The organism is Rhizobium sp. CCGE531 (assembly GCF_003627795.1).
Classification (GTDB): Bacteria; Pseudomonadota; Alphaproteobacteria; order Rhizobiales; family Rhizobiaceae; genus Rhizobium.
In genome coordinates this window covers 2,524,966-2,546,741 of sequence record NZ_CP032684.1, presented here as the reverse complement: position 1 = coordinate 2,546,741, position 21,776 = coordinate 2,524,966, and the positions used below count along the sequence as shown (strand labels likewise).

The following is a 21,776-nucleotide window of genomic DNA, read 5'->3' as shown; positions in this document are numbered from 1 at the left end:
TCGGCTCCGCGCGTTTTTTTTAAAGGCCGGTGGGCGTGTGCTCACCGGCCTTTTGTTTGGGCGATTTCCGTCAGGGTGCGGGAGGGCGTGATTGCTTCCGGGTCGAGCGTAATCTCGATGATCGCAGGCTTGCCGCTCGCACGGGCGCGTTCGAATGCCGGGCCGAACTCTTCCGTCGCTCTCACGGTTTCACCGTGGCCACCATAGGCGCGGGCAAGGGCGGCGAAATCCGGATTGTCGAGCGCCGTGGCGCTGACGCGGCCGGGATATTCGCGTTCCTGATGCATGCGGATAGTGCCGTACATGCCGTTGTTGATGACCAAGGCGATCAGTGGCAGGCCGTACTGGACGGCGGTCGCGAATTCCTGGCCATGCATCATGAAACAGCCGTCACCGGCAAAGCAGATCACCTCGCGCTCGGGAAAGAGCTGTTTTGCAGCCACTGCCGCCGGCAGGCCATAGCCCATCGAGCCAGATGTCGGAGCCGCCTGGGTGTTGAAGCGGCGGAAGCGATGGAAGCGGTGCAGCCAGGTGGCATAATTGCCGGCGCCGTTGGTGAATATCGCATCATCAGCCGTATTGGCTTCGATCCAATCCATGATGCGGCCCATGTGAACGGCACCAGGGCTCTTTTCCGGTGTCGTTGACCAGGCGAGATAGGCTGCATGCATGCGCTCCGTCCGTTCGGCCCAGCGCGTCTCGATGGGGGCGTCGAGGTCAGCCAGAACAGCAACGAAGTCCGCCGAGCTGGCGCAGATTGCCAGGTCCGGCCGATAGACGCGGCCGAGTTCGGATGGATCGGGATGGATATGAACGAGCTGCTGGCGCGGGTAGGGGATATCGACCAGCGTGTAGCCAGAGGATGGCATTTCGGAAAGACGTCCGCCGAGAAGGATCAGCAGATCCGCTTCCTTGATTTCCTTTGCCAGCGCTGGATTGATGCCTATGCCGACATCGCCGGCATAGTTTGGATGCAGATGGTCGAACAGCATCTGCCGGCGGAAGGAGCAGCCGATCGGCAGCCTGAAACGCTCCGCGAACTGCCGGATGCCGACAACCGCCTCTTCATCCCAGCGCGTACCGCCGAGAATGACTATCGGCCGTTCCGCGGCGGCCAGGCGTTGACTGAGGTCGGCAAGCTGGCCGCGGCTCGGATGGGCGGCGACGGGTGCGTGTGGCCGCGCTTTTGGCGCCTCGACCTCATCGCGCAGCATGTCTTCGGGCAGGGTGAGCACGACGGGGCCGGGACGTCCGGATGTCGCGACCGCGAAAGCACGGGTGACGAATTCCGGAATGCGGGCGGCATCGTCGATCTCGCCGACCCATTTGGCGAATTCCGTAAAGGCGCGGCGGAATTCCACTTCCTGAAAGGCCTCACGTTCGCGGGCATCGCGCTGGACCTGGCCGATGAACAGGATCATCGGAATGGAATCCTGACGGGCGATATGAAGCCCGGCGGACGCATTCGTGGCGCCGGGGCCGCGGGTGACCATACAGATACCCGGCTCGCCCGTCAGCCGGCCCCAGGCATCCGCCATCATCGCAGCACCACCTTCCTGGCGGCAGACGAGCACCTTGATATCGCTGTCATGCAACGCATCGAGCACGGCGAGAAAGCTCTCGCCCGGCACGCAGGATATGCGCTGCACGCCATTTGCCTTCAAAGCCTCGACGATGAGTTGCCCGCCCGTTCGCTTCATGTCCTCGCCTTTCCCTCCAGTTCGGCCAATTCGGCCAGAACCTCCTCCTGATGCTCGCCGAGACGCGGGCTCGGCCGCGTATAGGTCAACGGCGTTTCCGACAGCACGATCGGCGTGCGGACGCTCGGAATGACGGTGCCGGCACTGTCCTCGAGATCGATCTTGAGGTCGCGCGCCACGATCTGCGGGTCGGCGAACATGTCCTCGATCGTGTTGATGGCGCCGGCCGGGACGGCATTGGCCTCGCAGGCTCGAAGCAGCTCCGCCTTGTTCCATTTCAGCGTCTCGGCCGAGACGAAAGCCCGTACCTCGTTGCGGTGGGCGACGCGGGCCTTGTTGGTCGCATAGCGCTCGTCGTCGGCATGGGTCTCCATGCCGAAAATGGCACAGAGGCGCCGGAACTGACCGTCATTGCCGACGGCAAGGATGAGATAGCCGTCGGCGGTGGGCACGACTTCATAAGGCGAGATGTTCGGATGGGCGTTGCCGAGGCGCACGGGCGGTTTGCCCGAGATCAGGTAGTTCATGTTCTGATTGGCAAGCACGGCCGATTGCACATCGAGCAGCGCCATGTCGATGAGTTGTCCTTCGCCGGTCTTCAGGGCATGGATCAGGGCGGCCTCAATCGCCGAAACCGCATAGATGCCCGTGAAGAGGTCGGCGATCGCGACGCCTGCCTTCATCGGCTGCCCGTCCGGCTCGCCGGTGATCGACATGAAGCCGGACATGCCTTGGACGATATAGTCATAGCCTGCTAGGCCGGCGTAGGGGCCGGTCTGGCCGAAGCCGGTGATCGAGCAGTAGACGATGCGGGGATTGATCTTTCTCAAGCTTTCATAATCCAGCCCATATTTCACCAAACCGCCGAGCTTGAAATTCTCAATCACCACATCGGCCGTCTTCACCAGCCGGCGCACCAGCTCCTGTCCCTCTTCGGTCCTGAGGTCGGCAACGATGGAGCGCTTGCCGCGGTTGGCCGCATGATAATAGGCGGCCGAGAGATTTTCGCCGTCCTTGCCCTCGACGAAGGGCGGTCCCCATTGGCGCGTGTCGTCGCCGCCGTCGGGGTTTTCCACCTTGATCACATCGGCGCCGAGATCGGCCAGCATCTGCCCGGCCCAGGGACCGGCGAGCACGCGGGCAAGTTCGATGACGCGAATACCGGAAAGCGGAGGTTTCTTTGTCTTTTGCTCTGTCATGTCGGTCCGCTCTCCCGCTCAGGGCGTGAATGCTGTTTCAGATGTATCGGATACAGGCTTGGAAGCAAAGCGCCGCTCGCGCCAGAGAATGTACAGGCCGGAGCCGATGATGATGAAGATGCCGAGCCATTTGATCGCATCCGGGAAATTGTCGAAGACGAGCCAGCCGAAGATCGTGGCGGAGACGATCTCGAAATATTGCAGTGGTGCGAGCGTCGAGGCCGGCGCGGCGCGATAGGCATGTACCGTGAGGATGCCGGCGGCCGCTGCGGAGGCGCCGACACCAAGCAGGTAGAGCATGGCAGTCAAATCCGGCATGACCGGATCGAGGATCACAGATCCCGTCACCCGGCCTATGGCAAGCAGGATCAGGCTGAAGCCGATGCCCCACAGGCCGGTCTGGAACTGCATCGACCAGGCATCCTCGCTATGGGAGACGACGCGCGTGATCATCACATAGACAGCGATGCAGAGCGCGGTGACGACGGGCAGCAGGGCAACGAAGCCGACCTCCTGAAAGCTCGGCTGGATGATCAGCATCGCGCCGAAAAAGCCGACGGCACAGGCGGTGTAGCGCCGCCAGCCGATGGTTTCCTTCAGGAATATGCTGCTGAGAATGGTCAGCATCATCGGCTCGACGAAAAAGATGGCAATGGCATCGGCAACTTCCATCACCTGCAGTGTGGTTACGAACGACACCATGGACAGCGTCAGCATGGCGGCACGGATGGCATGAACGCCGCCGCGCCGCCATGTCCACACGCCCCATTGCCGGCGCATCGCCATCATCGGCAGCGCAAAGAGCGTTTGAAGGATGAAGCGGGCGGCGGTGACTTCGGCCGGCGGGATCGTGGTTGCGGCGAGCTTGGAGAAGATGTCGATGATCGGCGAGAGGACGACGGAGAGGAACATCATCGCCAAGCCGAAGGTCAGCTCCGATTGCGGCAATCGGATCGAGGAGCCGCTGGAGGTGTTCATTGCAGAATTCCCATGAGAATCAGTTGTTTGCCGTCACCTGTTTGCACCAGCCGGCAAAGCGGGAAATGGCTTCATCGGCACCGATTTCGTTAAGCGTCTCGTGCCGCATGTCGGGATGGATCTCGGTTGTAATATGAGAGAAACCGGCGCTTTTCAAATGGTTTGCCAGCCAGGAGATCGCTTTCGCATTATCGGTTGCCGGATCCTTGCCACCCCCGACGAGATGGACGGGCATATCGCGCCGAAGCCGGTCGAGATAGGTCTTTTGCGGCGCCCGGAAGGTAAGCTCGAATATGTCGAGCCAGAGCGAGACGGAGGCGTCGAAACCGCACAGGGGGTCGGCGATGTATTTGTCCACGTGCTCGGGAATGCGCGAAAGCCAGTCGAAGTCGGTGCGGCGATTTGCGATCGACCGGCCCCAGGTGCCGAAAGTCAGCTTCGGCAAGGGGCCGCTTGGAACATCCGATCCCTTGAACATGCGCTCCGTCTTGAGGATGAGCTGGGCGGTGCGGCCGGCAAGGCCCGCATTGAAATTGGAGTTCCACACGGTGACGGCATCGAACTTGTCCGGATGTGTGACGACCGTGTTGAGGCTGATCAATCCACCCATGGAGTGGCCGAACAGGATGATCGGCAGGCCGGGATGAGCGCTTGCGGCAAGCTCGCGCATGGCGAGCACATCGGCGATGACATGGTCCACTCCACCTTTTCGCGCGAAGCGGCCGATGGGTGCGTCGTGGGCAACGGTCTCGCCATGGCCGCGATGGTCGTGCGCGTAGACGTGAAAGCCCTGAGCGGCCATCGCATCCGCAAAGGCTTCGTAGCGGCGGGAGTGTTCGGCAAGACCATGCGATATCAGCAGGATGCCGCGTGCTTCCGCAGTTGCCGGCAGGTGATGATAGGCAATCTTCGCGCCCGTCGGGCTATTCAGGCGCTGCGTATCCGCGAACATGCATTCGGTCCTCCCGTTTGAACGAAAGATTATCATCAGGCCGATTGCAATGGATAGGTGCCGAAGCACACAGAAATAAATCTTTCCGGGTACTACGATTCAGGATTGCGCCCGCTCCATCAAACTGCTTATTTGTTCCCATAATGTTCTATTGGAGGCAGGGAATGAGGCAGTTGCTTCGGGTATTTGCAGTTGTATTTCTTTCGGTCGGAACGGCCGCCAGCGCCATGGCGCAGGAGCATAGCCGTGGGCGGACGCGTTTTATCCTGGCCGCAAGCTGGGAACCGGCATTTTGCGCGACGAACCAGAAGAAGGCCGAATGCCGGAGCCAATCGTCGAGCAATCATGATGCCACGAACTTCTCGCTGCATGGCCTGTGGCCTATGCGGCAGGAATATTGCGATGTTTCGGAGGATTTGAAGCAGGCGGATCGCGGCCGCGACTGGAAGGATCTGCCGGCGGTGGAGCTGTCGCAGGAGGTCAAGGCGAAGCTGGACAAGGCAATGCCGGGCACGCAATCCGGCCTCGAGCGGCATGAGTGGATCAAGCACGGCACTTGTACGAAGCTCAGCGCCGACAAATATTTTTCAATCGCCGCCGGCCTGATCGCCGAACTCAATGCGTCGTCCGTGCGCCAGCTCTTCGCGGAGAATATCGGCAAGGAACTCGATGCCGAAAGCATCAAGGCTGCCTTCGACCAGAGCTTCGGCGAGGGCGCCAATGCGCGCATCAAGATGAGCTGCCGTCGGGTCGGCGATGTCAGGATGATTTCGGAGCTGACCATCGGCCTCTCGGAAGATGCGATCGAGCCACAGCAGGGTAACGAGCCGCGGCTCGCCAAACTGATCCAAAGCGCGGGCAGCACCGCCTTCGGCTGCGACCGCGGCGTGGTGGATGCCGCCGGTTTCTGAGGAAATACGGCCTTTCTGACCCGGATAATGCCCTCGGACAAGGTTTCGCCGTTGCCCGAGAGCGGGGTTTCGCCTACATAGCGGCACAATTCGCAATGTTATCCGCCCGTGGAGCAACCCAAGCTATGGCACGTCAGTTCATTTATCATATGGCCGGTCTGAATAAGGCCTATGGCGCCAAGAAGATCCTGGAGAATATTCATCTCTCCTTCTACCCCGACGCCAAGATCGGTATTCTCGGTCCGAACGGTGCGGGTAAGTCGACGGTGCTGCGCATCATGGCCGGCCTCGACAAGGAATATACCGGCGAGGCATGGCTGGCCGAAGGCGCCACCATCGGCTATCTGGCCCAGGAGCCGCAACTCGATCCTGCGAAGACTGCGCTCGAAAACGTCATGGAAGGCGTTGCGGCGAAGACCGACGTCCTCAATCGCTACAACGAATTGATGATGAACTATTCCGACGAGACGGCGGAAGAGGGTGCCAAGCTCCAGGACATCATCGACAGCCAGAACCTTTGGGATCTGGAAAGCCAGGTTGAGATGGCGATGGACGCGCTGCGCTGCCCGCCCGGCGATGCGGACGTCACCAAACTCTCGGGCGGCGAACGCCGACGTGTGGCCTTGTGCAAGCTACTGCTGTCGCAGCCGGACGTGCTGCTGCTCGACGAACCGACCAACCATCTCGACGCCGAAACCATCGCCTGGCTGGAAAAGCACCTGCGTGCCTATCCGGGCGCCGTGCTGATGATCACCCACGATCGCTACTTCCTGGATAACGTCACCGGCTGGATTCTCGAACTCGACCGCGGCCGCGGCATTCCCTACGAAGGCAACTACTCCTCGTACTTGCTGGCGAAGGCGAAGCGCATGCAGCAGGAAGGTCGCGAAGAGGCCGGCCGCCAGAAGGCGATCGCACGCGAACAGGAATGGATCGCCTCCAGCCCGAAAGCGCGCCAGTCGAAGTCCAAGGCCCGTATCCGCGCCTATGACGAATTGGTCGATGCCGCCGAGAACCAGCGTCCCGGCGATGCGCAGATCATTATTCCGGTCGGCGAGCGTCTCGGCCAGGTCGTCATCGAAATGGAAGGCATCACCAAGGGCTATGGCGACCGCGTATTGATCGAAGACCTGACGCTGAAGCTGCCGCCTGGCGGCATCGTCGGCGTGATCGGTCCGAACGGCGCCGGCAAGACGACGCTTTTCCGCATGATCACCGGCCAGGAAAAGCCGGATAGCGGTTCTATCCGCATCGGCGACAGCGTTCATCTCGGCTATGTCGACCAGAGCCGCGATGCGCTCGATGGCGGCAAGACTGTCTGGGAGGAAATCTCCGGCGGCGCCGAAGTCATCAAGCTCGGCAAGTATGAAATGAACTCAAGAGCCTATTGCGCGACGTTCAATTTCAAGGGCGGTGACCAGCAACAGAAGGTCGGTAACCTCTCCGGCGGCCAGCGCAACCGCGTCCATCTCGCCAAGATGCTGAAGGCCGGTGGCAACGTTCTGCTGCTCGACGAACCGACCAACGACCTTGATACCGAAACGCTCGGCGCTCTCGAAATCGCTCTCGAAAACTTCGCCGGCTGCGCCGTCATCATCAGCCACGATCGCATGTTCCTCGACCGTCTGGCCACACACATCCTTGCTTTCGAAGGTGACAGCCATGTCGAATGGTTCGAAGGCAACTTCGAGGATTACGAACAGGACAAGATGCGTCGTCTCGGCGTTGACAGCATCAATCCGAGCCGCGTCACCTACAAGCGACTGACGCGATAAGCTCCCGTTTTTGCTCTTCGAAAACCCCGGCTTGTCCGGGGTTTTTGTTGTAATCAAAGTAAACCTCCACCTACGGTGGAGGACTGGACGCGTTCTACACGGTAGTTGAGAGACCTCCTGCTTGAACCGCTGGCGTGGCCCAGACTTCGAACAAGGAGGTTTTATGGATGAGCAAACGCTCTCGCATGCGACGTGGGACTGCAAGTATCACGTTGTTTTTGGCAGCAAATACCGAACGAAAAGACTTTACGGGGACGTGCGGCGTGAGTTGGGAGAACTCTTACGTCGGCTGGCACAGCAGAAAGGCTGCCAGATCGAAGAGGGTCATTTGATGCCCGACCATGTGCATATGCTGATATCGATCCCGCCGAAATATTCGGTTGCGCATATTGTTGGCTTTCTGAAGGGCAAGACGGCGCTTTATGTTGCCAACAAATATGCGCGCAAGCGGCGCTACAAGGGTTATCACTTTTGGGCGCGCGGGTATTTCGTATCGACGACGGGCTACAACGAGCAGGTCGTCAGACAATATATCCGTAATCAGGAAAAGGCCGACAAAGCTTCCGACTTTGCCGACCTCTTCAATCGTAGCTACTAAGCGCTAACAAAACCACTTCTAGTGGTTCAAGCGCAGCGTTTCAAACCTCCACCTTTGGTGGAGGTCATGACTGTAATCAAAGTAAACCTCCACCTACGGTGGAGGACTGGACGCGTTCTACACGGTAGTTGAGAGACCTCCTGCTTGAACCGCTGGCGTGGCCCAGACTTCGAACAAGGAGGTTTTATGGATGAGCAAACGCTCTCGCATGCGACGTGGGACTGCAAGTATCACGTTGTTTTTGGCAGCAAATACCGAACGAAAAGACTTTACGGGGACGTGCGGCGTGAGTTGGGAGAACTCTTACGTCGGCTGGCACAGCAGAAAGGCTGCCAGATCGAAGAGGGTCATTTGATGCCCGACCATGTGCATATGCTGATATCGATCCCGCCGAAATATTCGGTTGCGCATATTGTTGGCTTTCTGAAGGGCAAGACGGCGCTTTATGTTGCCAACAAATATGCGCGCAAGCGGCGCTACAAGGGTTATCACTTTTGGGCGCGCGGGTATTTCGTATCGACGACGGGCTACAACGAGCAGGTCGTCAGACAATATATCCGTAATCAGGAAAAGGCCGACAAAGCTTCCGACTTTGCCGACCTCTTCAATCGTAGCTACTAAGCGCTAACAAAACCACTTCTAGTGGTTCAAGCGCAGCGTTTCAAACCTCCACCTTTGGTGGAGGTCATGACTTTATGTCCGGCGATGATAGCCGGTATTCCATTTTCGGCAAAAAATAACAGATTACCGACGTCGGGCAGCCTTAACCGCCAATTGGCTCTTGCAGCGAGCGCCCAAATCACATAAAGATATCTTTATATCTTGATTGGGTGGTGGTTGATGGATTTGGTTAAACTCGGCTTGGATGAGGTGGTGGATGTGCTGAAGGCGGTCGGCGAGCCGACGCGGCTACGTCTTCTGGCACTCCTTGCGGCTAGCGATCTGACCGTCACCGATCTTACCGAAATTCTCGGCCAGTCGCAGCCGCGTATTTCCCGACACTTGAAGCTGCTTGGTGAAGCCGGCCTGATCGATCGCTATCAGGAAGGCGCCTGGGCCTATTTCCGTTTGAAGCAGGAGGGCAAGGCGGTGACGCTGGCTCGCAGCCTTCTGCGCCATACCGCGGAAAAGGATACGGTTCTGCTGCGTGACGGCGAGCGCCTAACTTCGGTCAAGCGCATCCGCGCCGAACGCGCGCAGGCCTATTTCAGCCGAAACGCCGCCGAGTGGGACGAACTGCGTCGCCTGCATGTCGCGGACGAGGATGTCGACAAGGCGCTGATCGAGCTGATCGGCCCGCAGCCGATCGATTCCTTCCTCGATCTCGGCACTGGCACGGGGCGGATGCTTCAGCTCCTGGCAGGGCACTATCGCCGCGCCGTCGGCATCGATGCCAGCCGTGACATGCTCGCGGTCGCCCGCGCCAATCTCGATCGCGCCAATATCACCGCCGCATCGGTGCGTCATGGCGATATTTTCAACCTGCCGCTCGAGCAGCAGGACTTCGATCTGATCACCATCCATCAGGTGCTGCATTTCCTCGATCAGCCGGAGATCGCCGTTGCCGAGGCGGCGCGAATGCTGCGGCCTGGCGGCAGGCTTGTCATCATCGATCTCGCGCCGCACGGGCTTGAATATTTGCGCGACGAGCATGCGCATCTGCGTCTAGGCTTCTCGCATCAGGCCATGTCGGATTGGCTGAAGCTGGCGGGACTGGATGTCGAGCGCGTGCAGGACCTCCATTCGGGGAGGGAAGGCGGCCAGGCGCTGACAGTCAGCATCTGGCTGGCGCGCGATCCGCGGCTGCTGATCGCAGCCGACCAAGGCCACCAGTCGTCCCCCATGCTCGCCGGGAGAGTTTGACATGTCTTCGAGATCCGAAAATCGGAATGACGGTATCCGCGTCTCCTTCGAGTTTTTTCCGCCGAAGTCGGAAGAAGCGGAGCAGCAGCTATGGGCCACCGTTGCAGACCTTAGCGATTGGGAGCCAGAGTTCGTTTCCGTGACCTACGGTGCAGGCGGCACGACCAAGGCCCCGACGCTTTCCGCCGTGCGCAAGATGATCCATGAAACACCGTTCACGACGGCATCGCATCTCACCTGTGTCGGTGCGACGCGCGAAGATACGCATCGTGTGATCGACGAGTTCCTTGCCGCGGGTGTTCACCGTTTCGTCGCTCTGCGCGGTGATCCGCCTGGTGGTGTCGGCTCGGCCTATCAGCCGCATCCGGGCGGTTACGCCAATGCCGCCGAACTGGTGGGGGCTTTGCGCGAGCGCGGCGATTTCGATATTTCTGTATCCGCCTATCCGGAAAAACATCCGGAGAGCCGCGATACCGCTGCGGATATCGACATGCTGAAGCGCAAGGCCGAGAATGGCGCCGACCGGGCGCTGACCCAGTTCTTCTTCGATAATGATGCGTTCGAGCGCTATCATGATCGCGTTCGCGCGGCCGGCGTCTGGATTCCCATCGTGCCCGGTATCATGCCGATCCAGAACCTCACCCAGCTCAAGCGCTTTGCCGGCGCCTGTGGCGCCAGCATCCCGTCCCGGCTTGACAAGCGTTTCGACGGCCTGGACGAGAATGTCGAGGAGCGCGCCAAGGTCGCCGCGGACGTCGCAGCCGAGCAGATCCAGGATCTGATACGTCGCGGCATTCATGAGTTTCATCTCTACACGATGAATCGCTCGCCGCTCGTCTCAGCCGTCCTCGAACGGCTTGGCCTTCAGCGCAAGGTGGATGCGCGCGCCGGCGCGGCCGCCTAAAGCGCGTCGCGATCTTTCAGATTCGCTTCCTGCACTTTAGGTCTTTGATTTCGCGCATTTCGCCTGACATGAAAAAGCGCATGTCCAGCTCGGGCATGCGCTTTTCTAATGAAGCAGGGGTTTTGTTAGCTTTTCGGAGTTTGATCGTCTGCGAATTTCGTCAAAGCCGTCAGATGAAAAGCATCGTCACGACGAAAGCGAAGGCCGCACCGACCACCAGGACGTTGATGGATCGCGTCAATCCCATGTCTTCCTCCTCAGTCAGCCGTTAAATTTTATGTCGAAAATATGTCGTTTGGAAAGCAAATTCGATGCTGCGACGCGGCATGAGGTTGGCGTTTCGATTCAGGGAATCGCGGCAGTATTTTGATTTTGCTGCGAAAATTAGGATCGCTCGCTAGGTGACGGGTTGTGAATAAGTATTAACATGCTGTGACCGCAGCCCGCCCGGTGGAACGTTAGATCATGTTGCGCGCGTTCTTACGCCGTGTTTCATCCATGCATAAAGCCGGCCGTCAAGGACAAGCAGGCCCGCGCCGATCAGCAACATGCCGGCGATCTCAGCGAAGCCAAGTCGCTCATCCAGGAACAAGAAGCCAAGCAGAAGGGCGCTCGGCGGCACCAGCAGGGTCACAAGCGAAGCGTTCGTGGCGCCGGCAAGCGCCATGATGCGAAAGTAGAGAATATAGGCGAAAGCTGTCGACAGCAGCGCCAAGCCCGGAATAGCGGCTATCGCCGTCGCCGGCGGCGCCGCAAGAGACCAGGGTTGGTCAACGATCATAGCGACCGGCAACATGATCAGCGAGGAGCCGGTCAATTGACCGGCCGCAACGACGGGTGGGGCGATGCCCTTGAAGCGCTTGGCGTAGATCGCGGCAAAACCATAGGAAATCGCCGCGAGAATTGGCAGCGACAGCGCCCAGAAGGGAACAGAGCCGCCGGTGGTGACGCTTGGTCCGAGTAGCACTGCCGTCCCGATCAGCCCTGTGAAACAGCCGATGAGCTTGGCCGGAGTGAGGCGTTCGTCGGTGGTCAGCTGGTTGCCGATCAGGACGGTCCAGATCGGCGTGGTCGCGTTGAGGATGGAGGCAAGACCGGCGCCCATCTGCGTCTGACCGAAGAAGATCAGGGTATGCGGCACGGCATTGTTGATGAGCCCCAGCAGGAGAAATTGCCGCCATTGGGTCCGCAACACCTGATAAATGCCAAAGCGACCGGCAAGGTAGAGATGCAGTGCTAGCGCTGCCAGTGACAGGCGCAGAAGGACGAGCGTAAAGGGCGGAACGTGATGGACCGCAATACGGGCAAAGAAGAACGAACCGCCCCAGATCAGCCCCAGCAATAGAAGCAGCCCCCAGGTCGAGGCACTCATCCTGTTTTCGTTACCCATCATCATCTCCCCCGTTTCGGTTCATGTAACCTGGAAGAGGGCCTGGGTTCCACCCGTTTTCTGGCGGGATGCGCGGCGGCTGGCTCGTGAGGGGCTGGCGAAGGCTGCCGCAAACAAAAAAGGCGGCTCGCGGCCGCCTTTTCGATCGAGAAGCAGGAGTGATCAAAGCGCGTTGAGGAGCGCAGTGGTTGCCCAGCCGTCCGCCGGCATGCCGAGGCGGAATTGTTCCTTCTGGATGGCGATGCGTGTGCCGGAGCCGAGAATGCCGTCGATCTTGCCGACATCGTAGCCGCGCGCCACGAGCTTGGTCTGAAGCGCCTTCATGTCGGTGTCGTTCAGGCCCCCCTCGGGCATGCCCTTGTTGTAGGGCGGAATGCCGGCAAACCGGGTGGCGAAATAGGCTGCGGATGTTGTGTAGATGAACGACTGGTTCCAGCCGAGATAGGTATTGTAATTCGGATAGGTCAGGAAGGCCGGACCCTTGCGGCCCTGCGGCAGGATGAGGGCAGCGGGCAATGAACCGAAGTTCGTGTCGCCGTCGCGGGGCTTGATGCCGAGCTGGAACCAATCAGCTGCCGTGAGCGTGCCGCCGATACCGGATTTTTCCCAGGGGAGATTATCCGGTACCGTGACTTCCTGCAGCCAGGGTTGACCGCGCTGGAAGCCAAGGTGCTGAAGGAACCTTGCCGTGGTCAGGATGACGTCGGGCGCGCTGCTCTTCAAATTCACATGGCCATCGCCATCACCATCGGTGCCGTAAGCGATGATATCGGGGGGCAGCATCTGCGTCTGGCCGATTTCGCCAGCCCATGCACCCGTGGTCGTTTCCGGGTCAACGTCGCCACGCTGCACCAGCTCGATCAGCGCGATCAGGCGCGGACGGAAGAAGTCCGGCCGGCGGCAATCGTGCGAGAGGGTGACCAGCGCGTTGCGGGTGTTGAAATTGCCCTGAACGGCGCCAAAGTCCGTTTCCATGGCCCAGAAGGCGGTGATGACGCCGGGAGGAACGCCATAGTCCTTTTCGGCCTTGGCGAAGACGTCGGCATATTGCTTCATCTTTTGGCGGCCGATATCGAGACGGCCCTGGCTGACGGTACGCTGAGAGAATTCGAGGAAGGTCTGGCGGAAGACGCCCTGGCTGCGGTCCATGGCGAGAACCTTCTGGTCGATCTGCGCGCCGGCCAGCGTCTTGTCGGCCGCGGCGGCATTGGCGCCATCAGCAATCGCTTCAGCTTTCACACCAGCCAGGAAGCTCGCGAGATCGCCACCACAGGCTACTTTCGGAGTGGCGTCGCTGCTGGCGGGCGGCACTGCGGCCGGAGCCGCGCTCTGAGCCAGAGCCGTACCGGTCATGGCTGAAGCGAAGAGCAACGCAAGAGCGCTGCGTCGAATGGTGTGACGATCCATGAGCGATCCTTCCCAGGTGATAGAATAGGGTCGCTTTCACAGAAGATTGTGACATAAGCAAGAGTGAAGTGGAGTCGGCCTTAAGAATTTCCTTGCTTTTCTACTGCCGCCACCCAGTTTTGCCAGTTCCGCTCGGAGCCGGAGAAAACATTGATATCAGTCGGACCTTTGATACCGGGGATAACCCCGGTCGAGGTATATTGCCAGAAGGCCCAGCTGCGATCGGCATAGATCTCTTTCGGATGCTTGGCGACCGAGCGGACCCAGAAGTGGTAATCCTTGAAATAGCCGACGAGATTTTCGCGATGAAAATCGACCGACGTATAGATGATCGGGCGTTTGCCGTAATAGGCTTCGAGGCGATCCATGAAGCGCTTGATTTCCGTTCGCACCGTTTCAGGAGCCGGTCTGGTCTTGCAGGTCGGGGAGCCTGGGTTCCATTCGACGTCGACGACTGGCGGAAGCGCCATTGTATCCTTCGGCACGTTGCGGATGAACCAGTCGGCCTGCTCGTCGGCGGTGGAGCAGAAATAAAAGAAATGATAGGGCGCGTGCAGAAGTCCCGCGGCACTGGCTTCCTGCCAGTATTCGGTAAAGCGCGGATCGATCCGGTCCTTGCCCTCGGTCGCCTTGATGAAGACGAAGGCCACACCTGAGCCCTTCACGGCTTTCCAATCGATATCGCCCTGCCATTTGGAAATGTCGATGCCGTGGATAGGATGGCGCTGCGGATGGTCGCGGCCGAAATCCTGCGGCTTCGTATCGCTGAACCTGGTCTTGGGAAGGGCTGCCGTCGAGAGAGCGTCATAGCCTGTCGTGCAACTATTCAAGAAAAGGGCGAGCGGCAGTAGGCATGCCAGAAGCCGGCGCATGTGTAACCCGTTATGGCGCGAGTGATCTTGCTGCCCCAAGACTTGGCTTCCGTAATATGGTCCCCGAGAATCCGAAAGAGCGGCAGACCATACCGTTGCCGGCTGGCCTTGCCACTTTATTCACCATATCAACGTAAAAAATACGTTATCTTCAAGCAAATTCTTATGCTTGGCGCATTCTTTGACGGATTTTGCGCTGGAATCCGCCGTCGCTCAGGCGCCGGGCTTGCTTGCCACAGCGCGCCAGGCATAACCGCGACCGATCCTTTCGGACTTCACGGACATGCCACGTGCTTGGGCCTTGTCTTCAAACACGGTCAGAAGGTCGGCGCGCGGGTCGACGTGGAACTTCTTCAACCAACCCTTCAAAAGCGCCCTGAACCAGCTCGGAAGCCCTTCCTGCTGGCCGAAATCGACGATATGCAGTTCGCCGCCCGGAGCAACGGCATCGAGCGAGGCGCCGATTGCGCTTTTCCAGTCCGGGATCATCGACAGCGCATAGGAAATCATCACGCGGTCGAACCCGCTAACGCCGAAATCAGAGGGCGCAAAGGCCGTGGCATCGGCAACGCGAAAATCCGGCATCTGCTTCAGGCCGAGGAAATTATTTCGCGCCGAAATCAGCATCTCCTGCGAGATGTCAAGGCCGTAGAAGCGAGCTGAAGGGAAGCGGCGATAGGCGAGCAACATGTTGCGGCCGGTGCCGCAGCCCACTTCCAGGAAGGAGCCGCCGGCCGGCACATTCAGATGCTCGATCGTGCGGTCACGCCCGAACAGGTAGTATTTGCGGGTCAGGTCATAGATATGGCGCTGATAGCGGTACATGCCATCCATCAGTTTGGCATGATTGTTCGCGCTGGTTTCTATGCCCGTATCCGCCTGGCTCACGCTTTTTTCCCGTAGATGTGGAAGCCGCCGTAGATGGCCGAGCGGTCCCGTGCATTGAGCTCCTGTGAACGCTCCTCGAAATAGACCCACTGGTCGCGGATTGCCGGAGAAAGACGACCTTCGATGATGCTCTTTTCAGCGGCGGTGCGGAAGATGACGCGGGCGCCTTCACGCGCCGTGCGGGTAATCTCGGCCCAGAGGTGGTTGAGCTGTTCGTCCGTCATCCAATCCTGCGCATCGAGCAAGATGTAGCGATCGCGCGAGGCAGCCGGCTTGGAGGCCAGAAGCTCGATGAAATTGGCATGATGCACGTCGACGCGGTCGGCATTGGCGCGGATCGCGGCATAGTGCTCCGGCTTGAGATAGGTGGGCAGCGGACCCTGACCCTGGGCGGCGTAGCGACGCGCAAATGCCTGCCAGGCAAAATAGTTGTCGCGCATGGGGAAGTGGCAGGCGAGCTTTTCAAGACGGTGCTTCAGCACGGCAGAAATGGAGTCGTCGCCGGCAAGGCTTGCGAGTTCGTCATACTGCTGTGGCGGGATGCCGAGACCGAAGAGCGAGCTCTTGCGGCCGAGCAGCCAGCGAACGACCCGCTTGTCGAAGATCGGTGCGATCTCTTCCTCGAAGAACTGGCGCTGCTCGCGCATGGTGCGGGCTTGCGTCATCTTGTCGAGACGAACGCCATTCAAGCGCGCCAGCACATGGGCTGCGCCGATGAAGCGGCCGAGAAGGCCGGTCTTGTAGATATTGCGGTTGAAGACCGTGATCCGGCGGCGGCCATAGAGGTCGCGACCGCTCCAATAGTCCGCGGTTGCACTGTCGAGGCGCGATGCGATGAACTGGTCGTAGGCCTGGCTGTTGGCGTTAACATCAGGCGTGCCGAAGAAGCGCACCAGATCCGTATGACCAGGCAGCAAGCGGAAGGCTGCGAGCTTCAGCTTGTTGAGTGCGATGTGATGGCGGTTCAGGTCGACGACATCGATCGAGGCGGGGCTCTGCGAGAGGTAGGCGAGCATGTTGCAGCCGCCGGAACCGATAGTCACGATGCGGTGATGCGGCTGAAGCTCCATCGCCTCCATGTCGATATCCGGATCTTCCCAGATTTGCGGATAAACAAGGCCGGAAAACAACATTCCGAAGAGCCGCTCGGAGAGGCCGGCCTTGGACAGCGCCTTGTGCTGCAGGAGAGCGTCCTTGAGTTTCCGGTTCTTTTGGAGACCGGCATCCGGGGCGAATTCCGTCATCTGAGTCTTGTCACCGATTTGTGAAGTTCAGGGCGTGTAACCCGGCAATGCTACAGTCTGATGACGTGGGCTGTTGGCGGATCCGACGGAAAAGCGCCCTTGCACATATTTAAGGAGCAGCGGCCATCATAGGTCTTTCATCTTGCTGCGTTTCCTGATTGTCTCCGCCTACCTTTTGGAGGGTGTGTGACATGCGTTTGATATCGAGAGTGATCGGGGCTCTTATTGTTTTGCTGCTGATCATTGTCGTCGGCGGAGCCATCTGGCTTTCCCTTTATCCGCCGGAATTGCTCAGGGTCGGTGATGGCTATGCCGCGAAGATCGTCTGCTCGAACACGTTCGTGGCAAAACGCGATCCGGATAAGGTGCTGGAAGAAGACGTGCAGGCTCCGGGCAATCCGGCGCTGAAGCTCATTCGCGTTTCCGTCGATCGCGACGAAGGCATAGTGACCGCCCGTTTTCTTGGCCTGTTTGCGCCGAACTATGCGCTTTATCGCGGGGCGCTCGGCTGCACGGCGGTGCCCGATGGCGATTTGCAGGCGGCACGCAGCGCCGTCTTCCTGAACAAGGTCAAGGCACCGAAGAGCGATGCGCTGTGGCCGGACGGGGATGCGGTCAGCGCCGGGCAGGGTGAGGAGGGCGCGAAGCTTGCCAACATCGTCGCGAACCCGGATCTCGCCGGGCCCGCGATGCGCGCGATCGTGGTCGTCAAGGACGGGCATATCGTCGCCGAGGGCTATGGCGACGGCTTCAACAGGGCGACACCTCTCATCGGCTGGTCCATGACGAAAACAGTCAATGCCGCCATCATAGGTCGTCTGATGCTGGCGGGGCGCATGTCTTTCGACGATCAAAATCTGTTGCCGCAATGGAGCGCGGACGACCGCAAGAACATCAAGCTCAGCGATCTCCTTGCCATGGAGAGCGGTCTCGTCTTCAACGAATCCTATGGCAACGTGTCCGATGTGACCCGCATGCTCTATCTCGATCCGGATACGACAAGCATCGCCTCTGGCGCGCGTCAGGTCGAGGCTCCCGGCGAGCGTTTCAGCTATTCGAGCGGCACGGCAACCCTGCTCTCACGCCTCTGGATGAATCGGCTGCCCAATCTGAGCGTAGCCGTCTCCTATCCGCGTGAGGCGCTTTTCGGACCGCTCGGCATGTATAGCGCCGTTTTGGAGGCCGATGAGCGCGGGACCTTTGTCGGCAGTTCCTATCTTTACGCCAATGCTCGCGACTGGGCGCGTTTCGGTCAGTTCCTGCTTCAGGACGGAGTCTGGAATGGGCATCGGCTGCTGCCTGAGGGGTTTGTCGGCGCCATGCGCACGCCGACGAAGGCTTCGGAGGGCGTCTACTCGCAGGTTCAGGCCTGGCTTGCAGGTCCCGGCGGTTCGAACGCGCAATTCGGCCTGCCCGCAGATACGTTCTGGATGAGCGGCCACGACGGCCAGACGGTGGCCATCGTTCCGTCCGCCAATCTCGTTGTCGTGCGGATGGGATTGACGCCGGCCTGGGCGGGCTACCGGCCGCAAATCCTGCTGAAGCGGATCATGGATGTGATAAAGCCGGCCTCGAGCTAGAGCATGATGCCGAAAAGCGGTTTTCCGCCCGGAATTGCGTAAAACAAGGGAATGGAACGGTTCCGCCATTTCGTGAAATGCCGAACCGTTCTAAGCCGGCTTTCAAAATGTCCCGGTAAAATCAGTAATCGCCGTTGGCGACATCAGTCAGGCCCTTGCGCTTGGCATCGTAGTAGTAGCCACGCGCATAGAGCTGAACGGCGTTGGTTTCCTTGTTTTCGGCCTTGCTGTCTGCCGTCATCCATGCGCCGCGCAGATATTTGGCGGCGTATTTGATGTTGGTTTCCGCATCGAGGAGGCCGGACGCCGGGCCCTGGTAACCCATGGACTTGGCTGTATTGTACTTGATCTGCATCAGGCCGAAATATCCGGCCCGGTTGTAAGCCTTCGGATTATAGCGGCTCTCGCGGTGAACGACGCGATGGATCAGCGATTCCGGGATTTCGTAGAGCTTGGCGTACTTCTGGATAAGCTTGGAGACGTAGCCCTTTTCCTCGGCGGGGACGTCTGAATCGTAATTCGGGGTGCGGGTCGTCATCACCGCAGGAACGACCGTCGGGCCGCTGCTGTCGAAATTGAAATCATAATGCATGCGGTTGTCCACATAGCGCGGCTGGCCGATCTGTGCCGGCGTCGCGAAGGCGACTTCCGCCTGCGCCCCGGATCCGGGACGGGGCGTCGGCACGGCAACCTGAATAGCGGCAACATCCGACGTCATCGGAATGGTCGGCTCGCCTTGCGCGACAGAGGCCGAGACCGGTGTCAGGGCGGCGTCGCCAGGACGTGCCGGGTTAGGCATCGGGATCGCGACCACGGAAGGCACGAGCGGCACGTCGGATGCGGCATAGGCGGCAGCCGTCGTCGTCGTATTGCCGGCAGGCGCACCGGTCGCCGCGGCAATGGCAGTGGTTCCCTGGTTGGGCGCGTTTGCCACCGGGGCACCGAAGCGAGCTTGCGCTGCATCGATCTGCTGCTGGTTCATGGTGCCGGGAGCGGCGTTTACCGTGCCCGGGGCAGCGCGGCCGGATTTTGCCAGTGCTGCCTGTTGTTGCGGCTGCCGCGGCCCGATGAATGCCGGCGCTACTGCGGCCATTGCCGTGCCACCCGTCGACGAGGCAGAGCCGGTTGCGGTCAGGGTCGTATTCGGATGCGGCACGTTGGTGTGTGCCGACGGGAGTTCTGCCTGAGACGTCTGCTGCTGAGTGCTTGCGCACCCGGCGAGAGCGCCGCACATCATTGCCGACAAGGCAACACTGCGCTTCAGGCTGGGAAATCCGATCGCTACCATTCTGTCACTTTCGAAAAGCCAAACCTAATTTCGATGCAATTCGGCCACAGGACCGTCAAATTCGATCACAGGATCGATAAAATTATGAATCCCCATTAACCTATCCGTGATCGGCCCGCAACCCTGCACCGCCTCAGGCGGCCATCCGGCGGTATCCGGCGGTCACTGCACCGGCGGCAATCAACAGGGTGCCACCGGTTCTGTTGACAGCGCGTTGCACGCTTGCCTTGCGGATGAAGCCGCGTGCCATGTCGGCTACGAACACGTAAATGAGCGAGTTCAATGCCGCCAAAGTGAGGAAAGTTGCCTCCAAGATAAGCGTTTGCTCAAGAAATGGCTTCGACATGTCGAGAAATTGCGGCACGAAAGCGATGAAGAAGACGATGCTCTTCGGGTTGAGTGCCGTTACAACATATGCGTGCAACATAATTTTCAGCGGTTTTTCCTCAGGGAGATTGTCGTTGTCGCCCATCGGACCCGTCACGATCGGCGCTCTCCAGAGCTTGATTCCGAGGAAAACGAGGTAGGCAGCGCCGATCAGCTTAAGAATCGTAAACAATGCCGCCGAAGTGGCGAGAAGGGCGCCCAGGCCGGCCAGGGAGGCGGTCATTGCCGTAAAATCGCCCAAAGTGACACCGGTCACGGTTGCCAAGGCCGTCTTGCGGCCGTGGCCCAGCGCATAGGATATGACAAGGAGAATGGTCGGACCCGGTATGGCCAGCATGATGCAGGACGCGGCGGCGAAAGCGAGCCAGGTTTCGATGGACATAGAATCCTCCTCTATTCCTCTTCCGCCGCCAGCAAAGACACCGGAGTTGCGATCCGTCAATCCGCTTGATCGTGATCAGGCCGCTTGATCACAGATCAGGCCGATTGATCGCAGATCAATCAGGCCTGTGTGTATTTCTGCCCGATATGGTCCATCACGTCGGCGAACCACGGCTGCGTGATGTCGAATGCCTTGCCGCCCTTGATGCGGGGGAATTCGATGACACGCAGCTTGCCGCCCTGACCTTCGTCATGGCCGGTGACGCCCGATACCTTATTGAGCGCGCTTTCCACGGCGAGATCGACCATGCCCTGGATCAGGCGGAGATCCTCGCCATTCGCTGGCGCGGAGCGTGCGAAATAGCCCGATTTCTGCACCATGGAGCGTTCGGCGCCGATAATCGCGGCGAACTGCTTCTGGAACCAGCCACCGACATTGATCGTATCGATCTTCACATGGCCGAAGGCGTCACGCTTGACGGTTTCGCCGGCGGCTTCGCGTTCGGCGACGATGGCATCGAGACCGGCACCTTCGGACACGAACAGCGTCACCTGGCCGGTCTTTTCCATGCTGGCGCGCAGGCGTTCGCCTTCCGCCTCGATATCGAATGCCATTTCCGGCAGATAAAGGCCGTCGATGCGTTTCAATTCGGCATTCATCATGAAGCCGTCGACATATTCGTTGGCGCTGGTCTTCTGGATATAGGCGCGCGCCGTTGCGGCCGTCAGCCAGCCACAGTGGCGGCCCATCACTTCATGAATAACCAGCGTGCGCGGCGCGGCGGTCTGTTCGTTGCTGACATTGTCGAAGAAATCCGCGCCGACCTCGGCTGCCGTCCAGGCGCCAAGAGACTGGCGGATCGGCACGACATCGTTATCAACAGTCTTCGGCAGGCCGACGACGGTCAGATTGTAACCGTTGGCGCCGAGATAGGCGGCAAGATCCGCCGCGGTGGTATTGGTGTCGTCGCCGCCGATCGTGTGAAGGATGGTGATGCCGTCGGAAGCCAGGCGCTCGGCTGCGACGCGCAGCGGGTTTTCGCCTTCCTTGACCAGGCCGCGCTTGACGCAATCGGCAATGTTGGTGAGCTTGACGCGGCTGTTGCCGATCGGCGAGCCGCCATAGCGATGCAACAGATAGGCCTGTTCGCGCATGGACGGGGTCACGTCGATGCTGTCTCCCAGCAGGACGCCCTGATAGCCGGAACGATAGGCGATGATGTCGAGATCAGGTGCCACGTCGCTGTAGCGCTGGATCAGCCCGCCAACCGCGGAAGAAAGGCAGGGCGCCAATCCGCCGGCGGTGAGCATTGCGACTTTCTGTTTGGCCATGGAGATCCTCCTTGCAGTCAAGCTGCTTCATTTCAATGGTTGAGGTGGGAATGGATGCGACAGGCGGGCATGGGTGTAAAGTAAAGAATTTAAGAAATACGCGGTTTGTTTTGCCGCTGGGGGGCAG

At 59.8% G+C, this 21,776-nt stretch carries 20 protein-coding genes; 8 read left to right on the top strand and 12 right to left on the bottom strand.

Annotated elements, in window-relative coordinates; all coding sequences use genetic code 11:
* Positions 1–41: 41 nt before the first annotated feature.
* Genes CCGE531_RS12390 through CCGE531_RS12375 form a run of 4 tightly spaced genes read right to left on the bottom strand, consistent with a single transcriptional unit; the run spans position 42 to position 4,829 of the window.
* On the bottom strand, positions 42–1,700 hold the full coding sequence (locus CCGE531_RS12390; protein WP_120664430.1) for a thiamine pyrophosphate-binding protein: 1,659 nt from the start codon (positions 1,698–1,700) through the stop codon (positions 42–44).
* On the bottom strand, positions 1,697–2,899 hold the full coding sequence (locus CCGE531_RS12385; RefSeq protein WP_120664429.1) for a CaiB/BaiF CoA-transferase family protein: 1,203 nt from the start codon (positions 2,897–2,899) through the stop codon (positions 1,697–1,699). The genes CCGE531_RS12390 and CCGE531_RS12385 overlap by 4 nt, the downstream gene beginning before the upstream one ends.
* Positions 2,900–2,917: 18 nt before the next feature.
* Complete coding sequence (locus CCGE531_RS12380) at positions 2,918–3,877, bottom strand: DMT family transporter (protein WP_120664428.1); 960 nt, start codon at positions 3,875–3,877, stop codon at positions 2,918–2,920.
* 19 nt (positions 3,878–3,896) lie between these two features.
* Complete coding sequence (locus tag CCGE531_RS12375) at positions 3,897–4,829, bottom strand: alpha/beta hydrolase (protein ID WP_120664427.1); 933 nt, start codon at positions 4,827–4,829, stop codon at positions 3,897–3,899.
* Positions 4,830–4,993: 164 nt separating this feature from the next.
* Here CCGE531_RS12375 and CCGE531_RS12370 point away from each other — a divergent pair, with 164 nt between their 5' ends.
* From CCGE531_RS12370 to CCGE531_RS34255, 7 genes are all read left to right on the top strand, one after another.
* Positions 4,994–5,740 carry a ribonuclease gene (locus CCGE531_RS12370; RefSeq protein ID WP_120664426.1) on the top strand — a complete coding sequence of 249 codons (747 nt, stop codon included), beginning with the start codon at positions 4,994–4,996 and terminating at the stop codon, positions 5,738–5,740.
* A gap of 125 nt (positions 5,741–5,865) precedes the next feature.
* Complete coding sequence (gene ettA, locus CCGE531_RS12365) at positions 5,866–7,515, top strand: energy-dependent translational throttle protein EttA (protein ID WP_120664425.1); 1,650 nt, start codon at positions 5,866–5,868, stop codon at positions 7,513–7,515.
* 163 nt (positions 7,516–7,678) lie between these two features.
* Positions 7,679–8,113: an IS200/IS605 family transposase gene (gene tnpA / locus CCGE531_RS12360; RefSeq protein ID WP_120663694.1), complete on the top strand. Its 435-nt coding sequence runs from the start codon at positions 7,679–7,681 to the stop codon at positions 8,111–8,113.
* A 186-nt stretch (positions 8,114–8,299) separates the two neighbouring features.
* Positions 8,300–8,734, top strand: a complete 435-nt coding sequence (tnpA, locus tag CCGE531_RS12355) for an IS200/IS605 family transposase (RefSeq protein WP_120663694.1) — start codon at positions 8,300–8,302, stop codon at positions 8,732–8,734.
* Positions 8,735–8,950: 216 nt separating this feature from the next.
* Entirely contained in the window at positions 8,951–9,976 is a 1,026-nt protein-coding gene (locus tag CCGE531_RS12350) for a metalloregulator ArsR/SmtB family transcription factor (protein ID WP_120664424.1), read from the top strand.
* Position 9,977: 1 nt separating this feature from the next.
* Positions 9,978–10,880 (top strand): methylenetetrahydrofolate reductase [NAD(P)H], encoded by a 903-nt coding sequence (gene metF / locus CCGE531_RS12345; RefSeq protein ID WP_120664423.1) that lies wholly within the window; start codon positions 9,978–9,980, stop codon positions 10,878–10,880.
* Positions 10,881–10,960: 80 nt separating this feature from the next.
* Positions 10,961–11,152, top strand: coding sequence for a hypothetical protein (locus CCGE531_RS34255; RefSeq protein WP_162943900.1), 192 nt, complete (start codon positions 10,961–10,963; stop codon positions 11,150–11,152).
* A 191-nt stretch (positions 11,153–11,343) separates the two neighbouring features.
* On the opposite strand, the gene CCGE531_RS12340 is transcribed toward CCGE531_RS34255, so the two are convergent.
* The 5 genes from CCGE531_RS12340 to CCGE531_RS12320 form a co-directional block, all read right to left on the bottom strand.
* Positions 11,344–12,270, bottom strand: a complete 927-nt coding sequence (locus CCGE531_RS12340) for a DMT family transporter (protein WP_120664422.1) — start codon at positions 12,268–12,270, stop codon at positions 11,344–11,346.
* Positions 12,271–12,432: 162 nt separating this feature from the next.
* A complete protein-coding gene (locus CCGE531_RS12335; protein ID WP_120664421.1) occupies positions 12,433–13,677 on the bottom strand; it encodes a lytic murein transglycosylase in 1,245 nt (414 codons plus the stop codon).
* Between the two features lie 80 nt (positions 13,678–13,757).
* Positions 13,758–14,549, bottom strand: coding sequence for a GH25 family lysozyme (locus CCGE531_RS12330; protein WP_120664420.1), 792 nt, complete (start codon positions 14,547–14,549; stop codon positions 13,758–13,760).
* A 213-nt stretch (positions 14,550–14,762) separates the two neighbouring features.
* The gene (locus CCGE531_RS12325) at positions 14,763–15,383 is read right to left on the bottom strand and encodes a class I SAM-dependent methyltransferase (RefSeq protein ID WP_162943950.1); all 621 of its coding nucleotides are present in this window, start codon (positions 15,381–15,383) and stop codon (positions 14,763–14,765) included.
* A 50-nt stretch (positions 15,384–15,433) separates the two neighbouring features.
* Positions 15,434–16,681, bottom strand: a complete 1,248-nt coding sequence (locus tag CCGE531_RS12320; protein ID WP_120664418.1) for a DUF3419 family protein — start codon at positions 16,679–16,681, stop codon at positions 15,434–15,436.
* Between the two features lie 191 nt (positions 16,682–16,872).
* On the opposite strand from CCGE531_RS12320, the gene CCGE531_RS12315 reads away from it, so the two are divergent.
* A complete protein-coding gene (locus CCGE531_RS12315; protein ID WP_120664417.1) occupies positions 16,873–18,261 on the top strand; it encodes a serine hydrolase in 1,389 nt (462 codons plus the stop codon).
* Between the two features lie 121 nt (positions 18,262–18,382).
* Here CCGE531_RS12315 and CCGE531_RS12310 read toward each other — a convergent pair whose 3' ends face one another.
* From CCGE531_RS12310 to CCGE531_RS12300, 3 genes are all read right to left on the bottom strand, one after another.
* Entirely contained in the window at positions 18,383–19,549 is a 1,167-nt protein-coding gene (locus CCGE531_RS12310; protein WP_120664416.1) for a lytic transglycosylase domain-containing protein, read from the bottom strand.
* Between the two features lie 133 nt (positions 19,550–19,682).
* On the bottom strand, positions 19,683–20,318 hold the full coding sequence (locus CCGE531_RS12305) for a LysE family translocator (protein WP_120664415.1): 636 nt from the start codon (positions 20,316–20,318) through the stop codon (positions 19,683–19,685).
* Between the two features lie 119 nt (positions 20,319–20,437).
* Positions 20,438–21,649, bottom strand: coding sequence for a pyrophosphate--fructose-6-phosphate 1-phosphotransferase (locus CCGE531_RS12300; RefSeq protein WP_120664414.1), 1,212 nt, complete (start codon positions 21,647–21,649; stop codon positions 20,438–20,440).
* Between the last annotated feature and the right edge of the window lie 127 nt (positions 21,650–21,776).